The organism is Pseudomonas sp. B22(2017), assembly GCF_002113105.1.
Classification (GTDB): Bacteria; Pseudomonadota; Gammaproteobacteria; order Pseudomonadales; family Pseudomonadaceae; genus Aquipseudomonas; species Aquipseudomonas asiatica.
In genome coordinates, this window is record NZ_NEJN01000002.1 from 540,485 (window position 1) to 552,696 (window position 12,212).

Here is a 12,212-nt window from a genome sequence, read left to right on the forward strand (position 1 = left end):
CGGGGGCTGGACCATTTCAAACTTCCTGTGCAAGCTGATGCACGACAGTGATTGCACACAGAAGGTGATCGTTCTTGAACCCCGAATTCATGCTGGCGGCATTGCCAGGCTACGCCATGTCGGCCGAGTCGATCCAGGTGCTGCCCGATGCCAAGGCCTACCGCGCCTGCCTGCTCGAGCGCATCCGCGCCGCAACCCGGCGTATCGTCATCGTTGCGCTGTACCTGCAGGAAGATGAGGCTGGCCAGGAAGTGCTGGATGCCTTGTACCAGGCCAAGGCCGCGCGGCCCGGGCTGGAAATCACCATCGTGGTCGACTGGTTCCGTGCTCGCCGCGGTCTGTTGGGCGCCGGGCGCCAGCCGGGTAACGCCGCCTGGTACCAGGCCCAGCGCCAGCACCATGGGCTGGATATCGTCATCCATGGCGTACCTGTGCAGACCCGCGAGCTGTTTGGCGTGTTGCACCTGAAGGGCAGCATCATCGACGACTGCGTGATCTACACCGGCGCCAGCCTTAACAACGTGTACCTGCACCGTTTCGACCGTTACCGCCTGGACCGCTACCACCTGTTCCAGTCACCAGAGCTGGCCGACGCCATGGTCGGGTTGGTGCGTCGCCTGCTGCACCACACCGCCACACCGCGCCTCGACCTGCCGGCGCCACCCTCCACCCGCAGCCTGCGCGGCGACATCCGGCGCTTGCGCGCGCGGCTGCGACGCATGGCCTATGAGGCACCGGCCAGCGGGGCGGGGCAGGGCCTGCGGGTTATCCCGCTGTTGGGCGTGGGCCGTGGCAACCCGCTGAACCGTGCAGTGTGCGCCTTGCTGGCGGCGGCACGCACGCAGGTCATCATCAGCACGCCGTATTTCAACCCACCCCGGGTGCTGATGCGCGAACTTGACCATGCCCTGGCGCGTGGCGTGCGGGTGGAACTGATCGTTGGTGATCGCACGGCCAACGACTTCTATATCGCCCCCGGCGAGCCGTTCAGTGCCAGCGGCGCGTTGCCCTACCTGTACGAAGACAACCTGCGTGCCTTCACCCGACGTCGCCACGCTGCGATTGCCAGCGGCCAGCTGCAGGTGCGGATCTGGAACGACCCCGGGCATACCTTTCATGCCAAGGGCGTGTGGGTCGACCAACGCTATTCGTTGCTGACCGGTAACAACCTGAATCCGCGCGGCTTCAATCTGGACCTGGAGAACGGCCTGCTGATCGATGACCCGCAAGGGCAATGGCTGGGGCCACGGGAAGCAGAGCTGGCCGAGCTGCGCCGGCATGCGCCGAAGATCGGCTCGGCAGAGGAGTTGGGCGCCAAGGCCGAGCACCCCAAGGATGTGCGCAGGTTCCTGCGGCGGCTGCGCTATAGCCGACTGGAGCCGCTGATCAAGCGGGTGCTCTGAGGGATTTACGCGTTTTTGTGGGAGTGGCCTTGTGTCGCGAAAGGGCCGCAAAGCGGCCCCAGACGTTGGTGTTGCTACCAAAATTGCCGGGGCTGCTCTGCAGCCCTTTCGCGACGCAAGGCCGCTCTCATAGAACTGCACATAACTCATTGAATTAGCAGGGACCCTGTGGGAGCGGCTTTAGCCGCGAACACCGGCGCAGCCGGTGCCATGCACCGCGTTGGATTCTTCGCGGCTAAAGCCGCTCCCACAGGGTACGAGGATCGCTTGCGAATTCAGTTATCTGTGCGACAGCGCAGCCCAAAGGGCTGGGCAATCTTCCACAGTGACCGCAGTCAGGCTGCTGCACCTTTGGCCTCAGCCACCTTTGTTTCCTGTTTGCCCCGCGGCTTGAGCCGCGACACCGCAAACAGCACCACCGCCAACCCGACGACCTGATACAGCGAAATCTCCTCGCTCAGGATCGCCCACGATGCCAGCACCGTCAGCACCGGCCCCAGGTTGCCCACTGCCGCAGTATGGGTCGGCCCCAGGCGCTGTATCGCCAGCGCCACCCAGTAGATCGGCAGCACCGTGGAAAACATCGCCATCAACCCGGCATTGGCCCACACTGCGCCCGGCAACTGCCACAACTGCCCGACCGGTGCCACCACCAGGTAATGCGCCAGCACCATCAGCGAGGACGCAGTACCGCACAGCCCGGCCAGGCGCATCGAGCCCATGCGCTTGAGCATCATTCCGGTGCCGGAGTAATACAGCGCGTAGGTCACTGCACTGGCGAACACCCACAGCGAGCCCAGCACTACCTGCTGGCCAGCCCCGGCCACACTGACGTCGTGGACAAAGGCAATGCCCAGCCCCAGGTAGCACAGGCCCATGGCCGACAAGGTGCGCAGGCTTGGCCGCTCACGCAGGGCGATGGCCTGGAACACCAGCACCAGGGTCGGGTAGGTGAACAGAATCAGCCGCTCCAGCCCGGCGCTGATGTACTGCAGGCCATAGAAGTCGAACAGGCTGGCCAGGTAGTAGCCCAGCAGCCCGAGCAACGCGACACGCAGCCCATCGCCCAGGTTGAGCGGTGCGCTGCCCTGACCACGGCTGGCCCATACCAGCCAGGCGAACATCGGCAGCGACAGCCCCATGCGCAATGCCAGCAGGCTGATGGCGTCCACCGGCCCTGCGGCATAGGCGAGCTTGACGAAGATGGCCTTGAAGCTGAAACCCAGGGCCGCCAGCACGGCGTAAAGGGCGCCGCTTTGCAGTTGGCGCTGGATCAGGCTGCGTAATGCGTTCATGGGTACCCGCGGCAGAAGAAAGACAGGGTTATTCTGAACTGAAGGCAGCCCCACTAGCAGCGCTTTATCGAGGAATTGGCGATGAACCTGGCAATGCTGCCCGAACAGCCGCCGTGCGCGCCGAGCAGGAGCTGCCGGCGCGTCGGGTGGCCCTGGCGGAAAGCTGGGCCACCCTGGAGCTACGTTTGTGTTTCCGCGACTGGGAGCGCCTGAGCTCACATGGGCGGCAACTGGTGAGCTTTTTGTCCGGGCAACGGCTTACTGCGCCGGGGCCAGGCGAATTCCACTCACCTGCACCTGATCACCGGGCTTGAAGCGGGCATTGGGCGAGCGATAGCGCTGGGTACTGCCGTCGTCATGGCGTACCACGTACGCTGCATCGCTGTGCCCGCTGCCTTGTTGCACGGCGGCGCCGCCAAATGCACCCAGGGCTGCACCGACGATGGCGCCGAACGGGCCACCGAGCGCGGCGCCGACCATCAGGCCGGTGACGCCCCCGGCGCCATAGCCCACCGTGTTGTCGGGGCTTTCCGAGAGCACCTCGTCGGCGCAGGCGGGCAGGGCGATGGACAGGGACATTGCCAGAGGGAGGAGGATATTTCTCATGATGGTTATTTCCGCAAGGCAGGTAGTGGCGAAAGAGAATGGTTCAGCTTTCGTGCCAGCTGGGCAGCCCCTGCAGATGGGCGTGTTGCGCTGGTGCGTTGTCATAACGACAGCGGTTTTTGTGGTGCAAATGACACGCTGATGTCAATATGACATTTCACCCGCATGGGTATTGGCCAGGGCTGGGCTATCATTTGCAGGCTGGTGGTGTAAGGCTCCTCTGAAAAGTCATCACGAGCGCATACAATCGGGCCTTTTCCTCGTTAACCAGATAGGCCAATCCGTTTATGGCGCTTGATCCACCCACGATGCTGACTATCTCGATCGCCCTGGCTGCCGCGGCTGCGTTGTACCTGGCGATCGAGTGGCGCAGCGTTCGCGAGCCGTCGCTGCTGTTCTGGAGCGCAGGCTTTGCCACCATCACGATCGGTTCCACCCTGGCCTTGCTGCGCGGTATCGGTTTGTTGCTGATCGGCATCTGGTTCGCCAACGGCTTGCTGGTGGTGGCGCACTGGTTCTTCCTGATGGGCGTGTTGCGCTTCACCCAGGTGCGGCTGTCGCGTATCTGGTTATCGGTGGTGCTGGTGTGGTTCGCCTTGCTGCTGTTGCCTGTGGGGCCGCAGTGGTCGAAGGTGATGCTGATGGTCAACTCGTTGCTGGTGGCGCTGTTGACGCTCAAGGCCAGTTGGCTTTTGCGGCCGCATGGCAAGTCGCTGAGTGTTGGTGCCGTGCAGTTGCGCTACGTTTTGCTGGTTCATGGGTTGTTCTATGTGGCCAAGGCGATCATTGCGATCACACCGGGTACGCTGATTGACCTGGCCACCTTCGGTGGGTTGATCATTCAGGTTTCGTTGGTCGAAGGTGCGATGGCGATCATGCTGATTGCCTTGTCGATGACCGGCACCGTGCGCTACCGCCGAGAGGAGCGGATTGCCCGTCTGGCGGCCCGGGATCCATTGACGGCGCTGTACAACCGGCGCGCACTGGAGGTGCGGGCGGGGCCTTTCTTCAAGGCAGTGGATTCAACGCAGCCCGGGGCCTTGCTACTGATCGACATCGACAACTTCAAGCTGGTCAACGACCTGCACGGGCATGTTGCAGGGGACCGCTTGCTGATTGCCCTGAGCGAGATGATTCGCACGGTGCTGCCCGAGCGCTCGCTGGCGGCGCGGCTGGGCGGTGATGAGTTCGTCATTCTGCTGTGTGGTACGAGCAGCGAGCGGGTCATGGAGCTGGGTGGACTGCTGCGCGAGCAGTTTCAGCAGTATGCAAGCAAGACGGTGCCTACGCCGCAGCCGGTCACCTTGAGCATCGGCGCCAACCTGTTCGACCAACCGCCGACGAGCCTGGCAGCCTTGATCGAGCAAGGGGATGTCGCCTTGTACCAGTCCAAGCGCGGTGGGCGCGACAGCATCCGCTTCGTCGAACGACCGATGGCCGACCTCAGTTAGTAGCAATTTTGCTTTTGCTTTTGCTTCTAAGCGCGCGATAGTTCAGGCGCCGCCGATTGCGACTTCAGGAGGCCGAGCGAAGGGACTGCGGAGGGAGGTGACGGGCATGGATGCCCGTCAAGCGCTGAGGCCCCATGGATGGGGCCTGCAGCGCGTACTTCCGGGAGCAGGCCCGTAGCGAGGGAACCCCGGAGCGAAGCGTAGGGGCCGGATGATGGGAGCCGACGGTTTTTGGTTCCTTTTTGCCACGACAAAAAGGGACCCGCCGTAAGGGCGGAAAGGTGACTTGGCGCCACCATCGCGAATGAATGTCTACTCGATGCGAATGCCATATCCAAAAAGCCAAAAAGCCAAATAGCTGCAGGCCCCGTCCATGGGGCCTCAGCAAGAATGGCGAATCAGGTCACCACCTGATAGCACGGTACATACGCCGCGCCGCCCGGCAGCTTCATCCGGTGCTGGTCGACGAACGCCTGCAACAGCCGGCCCAGTGGGTCCAGCACGGCGCTGTCGCCACGGATCTGATACGGCCCGTGTTCCTCGATCAGGCGGATGCCCTTGTCCTTCACGTTGCCGGCGACAATTCCGGAAAACGCCCGGCGCAGGTTGGCGGCCAGTTCGTGGGCTGGCAGCTCGCGGCGCAGGTCGAGGTCGGCCATGGCCTGGTGGGTCGGGTCGAACGGGCGCTGGAAGCTCTCCTCGATCTTCAGCAGCCAGTTGAAATGGAAGGCATCGTTGCGCTCGCGGCGGAACTGCTTCACCGCCTTGAGCCCTTCGACCATGTATCGGGCAACTTCCGCCGGGTCATCGATGATGATCTCGTACAAGCGATGCGCCGCCTCACCCAGGGTGGCGCCGACGAATGCGTGCAGCTGTTGCAGGTACGGCTCCGCGCTGCGCGGCCCGGTGAGTACCACCGGGAACGGCAGCTCCTGGTTGTCCGGGTGCATGAGGATGCCCAGCAGGTAGAGGAACTCCTCGGCCGTGCCGGCACCGCCCGGGAAGATGATGATGCCGTGGCCGACACGGACGAAGGCTTCCAGGCGCTTCTCGATGTCCGGCAGGATCACCAGTTCGTTGACGATCGGGTTGGGTGCTTCGGCGGCGATGATGCCGGGCTCGGTCAGGCCCAGGTAGCGGCTGCCGTGCATGCGTTGCTTGGCGTGGGCAATGGTGGCGCCCTTCATCGGGCCCTTCATCACACCCGGGCCGCAGCCAGTGCACACGTCCAGCTTGCGCAGGCCCAGCTCGTGGCCGACCTTCTTGGTGTACTGGTATTCCTCGCTGCTGATCGAATGGCCACCCCAGCACACCACCATCTTCGGCTCCACGCCCGGCCGCAGGGTGCGAGCGTTGCGCAGCAGGTGGAACACGTAATCAGTGATGCCCTGGGAGCTTTCCAGGTCGATGCGCTGGCTGGCCAGCTCGCTTTCGGTGTAGACGATGTCGCGCAGGGCGCTGAACAGCATTTCACGGGTGCTGGCTATCATTTCGCCATCGACGAAAGCGTCTGCCGGGGCATTCAGCAGCTCCAGGCGCACGCCGCGGTCCTGTTGATGAATGCGCACCTCGAAGTCCTGATAGGCCTCGAGGATAGTCTTGGCATTGTCGACATGGGCGCCGGTGTTGAGGATGGCCAGGGCGCACTGGCGGAACAGGGTGTAAAGGCTACCGGTACCGACTTCACTCAGTTGCTGCACTTCACGTTGTGACAGCGTCTCCAGGCTGCCTTTGGGGCTGACGGATGCATTGATGACATGGCGTTGAGGCATCTAAGTCTTTCCTGTGCGGGTAAAACATCCTTCTTTGACAACACCATACCGAGAAATGTGGGCGGCAACGAGGGGGGGCAACAAAAACCTCATCAGACCGAGCTGCCTGCTTCGCGGGTAAACCCGCTCCCACAGGTACGGCGCAGGTTCTGAAAGCAGCGCAATACCTGTGGGAGCGGGTTTACCCGCGAAGCAGGCGACTCGGTCTCAAGTCATCCCAACAGCTTCTGCACACCCAGGGTAATAGCCACTCCACCAAACACCAGCCAGAGGTTGAGAATCGCCCCGGTGGCCAGCGCCCGCGGCCCGGCCTGGCGAATCTGGCTGAGGCGCGTCTCCATCCCCAGCGCGGTCATGGCCATGGTCAGGGCGAAGGTATCCAGGCTGTTGACCGCCTGGGTCACGCTGCCCGGCAACACCTGCAGCGAGTTCACCAGCACCAGCGCGAGGAAGCCGAAGGCGAACCAGGGCATGGCGATGCGCCCGTTGCCCTGTGCCTGGCCCGGCTGGCGCGCGCGGCTGATCCAGAGGCCCACCACCAGCAGCACCGGTACCAGCAGCATCACACGGGTCATCTTGACGATGGTGGCGATATGCGTGGCCTCGGGGCTGACGTTGCTGGCGGCACCGACCACCTGGGCCACCTCGTGAATGGTGCCACCCAGGAACAGCCCGGCGCCCATGGTATCCAGGTGCAGCCAGCCGGCATTGATCGCCAATGGGTAGAGGAACATCGACAGGGTGCCGAACAGCACCACGCTACCAACCGCCATGGCGCTTTTATGCGGTGCGCTGCGCAGGGCCGACTCGAAGGCCAGAACCGCAGCGGCGCCGCAGATGGCGCTGCCTGCGGCGGTCAGCAAGGCGGTATCGCGGTCCAGCTTGAACAGCTTCATGCCACACCACAGGCCAATCAGCAGGGTGCTGGACACCACCAGCAACGACACGATGAGCCCGGACCAGCCGACTTCGGCAATTTCCTGCAGGCTTACCCGCAGGCCGAAGAAGGCCACGGCAATGCGCAGCAGGCCGCGGGCGGAAAAGTTGATACCCGCCGCCCAGCTGGCGGGAACGCCGTCACGCAGTGCATTGCCGTAAAGCGCACCGGCGACGATACCGACGATCAGCGGGCTGATACCCAGGTTGGCGATGACGGGCAGAGCGGCCAACTGGGTGACCGCAAGCGCGAACAGCGCGACGAACAGAATGCCATTGAGCCGCCCTCGGGTAGAGAGGGTAGGTGCAAAGGCGGGGTTGGACGGAGCCGTGGCCATGTGAGTCCTCCGGAAAGGTGTTTCGACATGGCTTACGTTAATCTGGTTATAAGCTTATAAAAAATCGTAATTTGGGATGGCAAATATCCGTTTAGCTGATATTTTTCATTCATGACCCCAGAACAACTGATAACTTTCGCCACCGTCGCCGAGCACGGCAACATCAGCCATGCGGCCCAAGCCCTGCATTTGTCGCAGCCGGCGGTGTCTGGCCAGCTCAAACTGCTGCAGGAGGCATTTGGCGAGCCGCTGTATCAGCGCGCCGGCCGTGGTGTGCGGCTGACAGCAGCCGGCGAGCAATTGCTGGCCCATGCCGAGCGCCTGCGCGAAACCTTCCGTCAGGCCCAGGCACTACGCGAGGCCATGCGCGGGCTGGAGCGCGGTACCTTGCGCATCGGCGCCAGTACCACGCCGGCCAGCTACCTGCTGCCTTACCTGATTGCCGATTTCCATGCCCGCTACCCGGAGGTGTTGGTGAGCACTTCCAATGGCAATACGGCAGAAATCGTCGCTGCGCTGGACAGCGTCGATATCGCCCTGATCGAAGGGCCGCCTGGGCAGGAGCTGCCATTGGGCACGGCGGTGACGGCGTGGCGGGAAGACGAGATCGTGGCCATCGTGCCACGTGGTCATCCGCTGGCCGGCAGTGATCGGCAGACACTGGCGTCGCTGGGGGCTTACCCGTTGGTGCTGCGCGAGAGCGGCTCGGGTGTGCGACAGATCGTCGAGCGGGCATTTGCCCGCAGCGGCGTGGCGATGCGCGTGGCGCTGGAAATTGCTGGCGTGGAAGGGGTGAAGGAGGCAGTGCGAGCCGGGATGGGGATTGGCTTTGTGTCGGCGATGTCGATCCGACATGAGGACGGGGCGTTGCAGCGGTTGCAGGTTGTGCCGCAGGCGTTGGTGCGGCGGTTTTCCATTCTGGTGCCGCATGCAGCCACCCCGTCGCGGGCTGCGGCGCGGTTTCTGGAGTTGTGTGTTGGTCTGCAAGAGGTGGGGTGATTGTGCCGGCCTCAATCCACCCGAAAGACATGCTTCAGATAGGCCACGAAGTTCTCATCCCGGCACTGTGTCTTGCCTGGGCTGTCGGAAATCTTGGCCACTGGTGCCCCATTGCAGGCCGTCATCTTGATCACGATATTCATCGGCTCCACGCCCGGGATATCGCAGGTCAGCCTGGTACCAATGCCAAAGCTCACATTGATCCGCTCATGCAGCGCCCGGTACAACCCCAGCGCCTTGGCAAGGTCCAGCCCGTCGGAAAAGATCAGGGTCTTGCTCTTCGGGTCGATCCCCAGCCGCTCATAGTGGGCAATGGCCTTTTCCGCCCAGGCCAGCGGATCGCCTGAATCGTGCCGCAGGCCATCGAACAGCTTGGCGAAGTACAGGTCGAAGTCGCGCAGGAACGCGTCCATGGTAATGCAGTCGGTCAGGGCGACGCCCAGCAGCCCCCGGTACTCCCGCACCCAGCATTCCAGCGCGGCAGCCTGGCTGTCGACCAGGCGCGGGCCGAGTTGCTGGTGAGCCATGAACCACTCGTGGGCCATGGTGCCGATCGGCTTGAGCTGGTATTCGCGGGCCAGGTGCACGTTGCTGGTACCGACAAAGCGGCCCGGGAAGTCACGCTTCAGAATGTGCACCACCTCTTCTTGCACCCGGTAGGAGAAGCGCCGCCGGGTGCCGAAGTCGGCCAGTTGGAAACCGGCCAGTTCTTCGGCGCTGGCCTCGGCCTTCAGCCAGTCGAGGTTCTGATACAGGCGCTCGCGGACCTGCTCGATCACCACCTCGCGATAACGGTAGCGGTTGCGCACCTCGCTGATGATCGCCAGCAGCGGGATCTCGTAGAGAATCACGTGCAACCACGGCCCGCGCACGCGAATCGCCAGTTGCCCGGCATCATCCAGACCCACCTGCACATAGCGCAGGTTGAAGCGGAACAGGCTGAGAAAACGGATGAAATCCGGTTTGATGAACGGGATCTTCTCCAGGTAGGCGAGCTGGTCATGCGTGACGCTGACATCGGCCAGTTGCTCTACCTGGTAACGGATTTCCGCCAGGTAAGGTGCGAGGTTCTCGCCGTTACGGCAGCGGAATTCCCATTCCACCTCGGCGTTGGGGTAGTTGTGCAGCACCGCCTGCATCATGGTGATCTTGTAGAAGTCGGTGTCCAGCAGGTTCTGGATGATGCGTGGGCCGAAAACGCTGTCGCTCATGGGCGGTCTTCCTTGATCAGAGAGAGCTGGTGGTCGAGCGCGGCTTCGTCGCCGCAGAGGATCACGCCCTCGGCGGCCAAGGCGCCACATGCTTCGATGGCGCCTGCCTGGGTGAGGGCGCGGCAGGCCGGCAGGTACAACAGTACCTGGAAACCGGCCTGGCGCAATTGGCGCGCAGTGGTCCTGACGCAATAGTCCAGGGCCAGGCCACCGACGATCACCGCGCCCACCTGCTGCACCTTGAGGTACTCGATCACCCCGGTGGAGCGGCGTTCGGCCAGGTCGTGGTAGCAGGCGCCGTAGGGGTGCAGGTCGGGCTCGACGCCTTTCCATACGAAATAGTCATAGTCGATGGGGGCCGGCAGGCCGGGCAGCAACTCGAAGCCGGGTGTGCCGGGCACGCAGTGGCTGACCCAGGTCAGGTCGGCGTTGGCCAGCTGCAGGGGCTGCAGCATGTGCGCGGGGTCGGCGACTACCCAGGCGGCGTTGGCCGGGTGGGCGTCCTTGCTGCCCAGGCGCAGGTCGGCGCGCAAGGCCATGGTATTAAGATCTACCGCGATTTCATGGCCTTCGGGAACCGGCAGCTCTTGCGGCACGTTGCTGGTGAAGCCGTTCTGGGCGTCGACATCGAAACTGGCGATCTTCATGGCGGTTCTCCTCGCTGGAATGGATACATAATTCACTTGGTGTATTAAGTGTGTCAAGCAACTTTTGAAACGGGCTTTCTGCTTGCCTTACTTAGATGCTCTGGTGGATTATGGTGAGCTGAACAAGGAGTCGCCCCGTGAGTACAGTCGAAGTCCTGGCCAGCGTCGATATCGTCGCCCTGCGCATGGCCCCCGAAGCTCAGCATCTGCAGGTGCTGTTGCACCGTCGTGAGCGTGAACCGCATGCCGGCCAGTGGGCCTTGCCCGGGGTGATCGTCAATGGCCGCACCCCCGACACCAGCCTGGAAGCTGCTGCCGAGCGTGCACTGCGCGAGAAAACCCAGGTTGTACCGTGCTACATGGAACAGGTAGGTACCGAGGGCAATGCCTTTCGCGACCCGCGTGGATGGTCACTCAGCACCTATTACCTGGCTTTGCTCGAACCCCGGCAGGCCGTCGAGGGCGAGCAACTGGCGTTTTTCGACTTGGACAGCGTATTGGCGCGCAAGGTGCTGTTGCCCTTTGATCACAATCTGTTGGTGGAGCGTGCCCGTGAGCGGCTGGCGGCGAAGACGGTGTACAGCAGCCTGCCGCTGTACCTGCTGGCGGAGAAGTTCACTGTGCTGGATGCGCTAGGCGCGGTGCAGGCGTGCCTGGGACAGGCGGTGAACAACACCTCGCTGCGCAAACGCCTGGAGCGCTTGCGCGAGCTGGGGTGGGTGAGGGACACCGGGGAGAAGAACCAGCCCAGGCTGGGCCGGCCGCAGCAGTTGTATCAGTACACGCCGCAGGGGGAGCGGGCGTTCATGTTCGATCGCAGTCTGCTGCCTGAGGGCGCTTAGTCGCCTGCATCAGTGTGCGCAGCGGTTGGCATCCTGTTCTCCGCGGGTGCCTGGCGCGCCGCGTCACTCGTCGCTGTAGTTCATGATCGACAACAGGCGGATGGGTACTTGCACCAACTGCTCGGGGCCGTGCGGGGTCTCGCCGTCGAAGGTCAGGCTGTCACCGGCCTGCATGTGATAGAGCTGGTTGCCGTGCCGGTACACCAGTTCACCCTCCAGCAAGTGGAGGAACTCGGTGCCGGGGTGGGCGAAGGTCGGGAACTCTTCGCTGGCGTCGTCCATGGTCACCATGTACGCCTCGAAATTCTTCTTCGGCCCCCTGGCGTGATTGAGCAAATGGTAGGTGTGGCCTTTCTCGGTACCGCGGCGCACCACCTCCAGCCCTTCACCGGCTTTCACCAACAAGGCATTGCCGTCGGGCTGGTCATATTGGCTGAACAGCTTGGCCATCGGCATGCCCAGCACGTCGCACAGGCGGCTGAGGGTGTCGAGGCTGGTGGACACCTGGGCGTTCTCGATCTTGCTGAGCATGCCTTGGCTGATGCCGGCGATGCGCGCCACGTCGGCGAGCTTGAGGGACTGGGCCTGGCGCTGGCGCTTGATCTGCAGGCCCAGGTACTGCTCCAGGCGAAGGCGCGGTTCGGTTTCGGTTGGCATCGAATGTCCTGCACGGTTTCAGTTCAAGAATAAAGTTTTCGCACTGGGAAAGTGC

At 63.2% G+C, this 12,212-nt stretch carries 11 protein-coding genes; 4 read left to right on the forward strand and 7 right to left on the reverse strand.

Going from position 1 to position 12,212, the window contains the following annotated elements; all coding sequences use genetic code 11:
- Positions 1–74 precede the first annotated feature (74 nt).
- The gene (gene pssA / locus CAG18_RS06450) at positions 75–1,403 is read left to right on the forward strand and encodes a CDP-diacylglycerol--serine O-phosphatidyltransferase (RefSeq protein ID WP_085720631.1); all 1,329 of its coding nucleotides are present in this window, start codon (positions 75–77) and stop codon (positions 1,401–1,403) included.
- 335 nt (positions 1,404–1,738) lie between these two features.
- On the opposite strand, the gene CAG18_RS06455 is transcribed toward pssA, so the two are convergent.
- Complete coding sequence (locus tag CAG18_RS06455) at positions 1,739–2,698, reverse strand: DMT family transporter (RefSeq protein ID WP_015270749.1); 960 nt, start codon at positions 2,696–2,698, stop codon at positions 1,739–1,741.
- 258 nt (positions 2,699–2,956) lie between these two features.
- The gene (locus tag CAG18_RS06465; RefSeq protein WP_015270748.1) at positions 2,957–3,277 is read right to left on the reverse strand and encodes a hypothetical protein; all 321 of its coding nucleotides are present in this window, start codon (positions 3,275–3,277) and stop codon (positions 2,957–2,959) included.
- Between the two features lie 335 nt (positions 3,278–3,612).
- Here CAG18_RS06465 and CAG18_RS06475 point away from each other — a divergent pair, with 335 nt between their 5' ends.
- Positions 3,613–4,755 (forward strand): GGDEF domain-containing protein, encoded by a 1,143-nt coding sequence (locus CAG18_RS06475; RefSeq protein WP_054572596.1) that lies wholly within the window; start codon positions 3,613–3,615, stop codon positions 4,753–4,755.
- Positions 4,756–5,153: 398 nt separating this feature from the next.
- Here CAG18_RS06475 and ppnN read toward each other — a convergent pair whose 3' ends face one another.
- Together ppnN and CAG18_RS06490 are read right to left on the reverse strand one after the other, a co-directional pair.
- Complete coding sequence (ppnN, locus tag CAG18_RS06485; protein WP_015270745.1) at positions 5,154–6,527, reverse strand: nucleotide 5'-monophosphate nucleosidase PpnN; 1,374 nt, start codon at positions 6,525–6,527, stop codon at positions 5,154–5,156.
- Between the two features lie 212 nt (positions 6,528–6,739).
- The gene (locus CAG18_RS06490; RefSeq protein WP_085720632.1) at positions 6,740–7,801 is read right to left on the reverse strand and encodes a YeiH family protein; all 1,062 of its coding nucleotides are present in this window, start codon (positions 7,799–7,801) and stop codon (positions 6,740–6,742) included.
- Between the two features lie 111 nt (positions 7,802–7,912).
- Here CAG18_RS06490 and CAG18_RS06495 point away from each other — a divergent pair, with 111 nt between their 5' ends.
- On the forward strand, positions 7,913–8,800 hold the full coding sequence (locus tag CAG18_RS06495; RefSeq protein ID WP_015270743.1) for a LysR family transcriptional regulator: 888 nt from the start codon (positions 7,913–7,915) through the stop codon (positions 8,798–8,800).
- Positions 8,801–8,811: 11 nt separating this feature from the next.
- Here the strand turns inward: CAG18_RS06495 and pncB are convergent, their stop codons facing one another.
- Positions 8,812–10,011, reverse strand: a complete 1,200-nt coding sequence (gene pncB, locus CAG18_RS06500) for a nicotinate phosphoribosyltransferase (RefSeq protein ID WP_015270742.1) — start codon at positions 10,009–10,011, stop codon at positions 8,812–8,814.
- On the reverse strand, positions 10,008–10,658 hold the full coding sequence (locus CAG18_RS06505; RefSeq protein ID WP_015270741.1) for an isochorismatase family protein: 651 nt from the start codon (positions 10,656–10,658) through the stop codon (positions 10,008–10,010). The genes pncB and CAG18_RS06505 overlap by 4 nt, the downstream gene beginning before the upstream one ends.
- 137 nt (positions 10,659–10,795) lie before the next feature.
- Between CAG18_RS06505 and CAG18_RS06510 the strand changes: the two genes are divergently transcribed.
- Entirely contained in the window at positions 10,796–11,500 is a 705-nt protein-coding gene (locus CAG18_RS06510) for an NUDIX domain-containing protein (protein WP_085720633.1), read from the forward strand.
- A 63-nt stretch (positions 11,501–11,563) separates the two neighbouring features.
- Here CAG18_RS06510 and CAG18_RS06515 read toward each other — a convergent pair whose 3' ends face one another.
- Positions 11,564–12,157 (reverse strand): cupin domain-containing protein, encoded by a 594-nt coding sequence (locus tag CAG18_RS06515; protein ID WP_015270739.1) that lies wholly within the window; start codon positions 12,155–12,157, stop codon positions 11,564–11,566.
- Between the last annotated feature and the right edge of the window lie 55 nt (positions 12,158–12,212).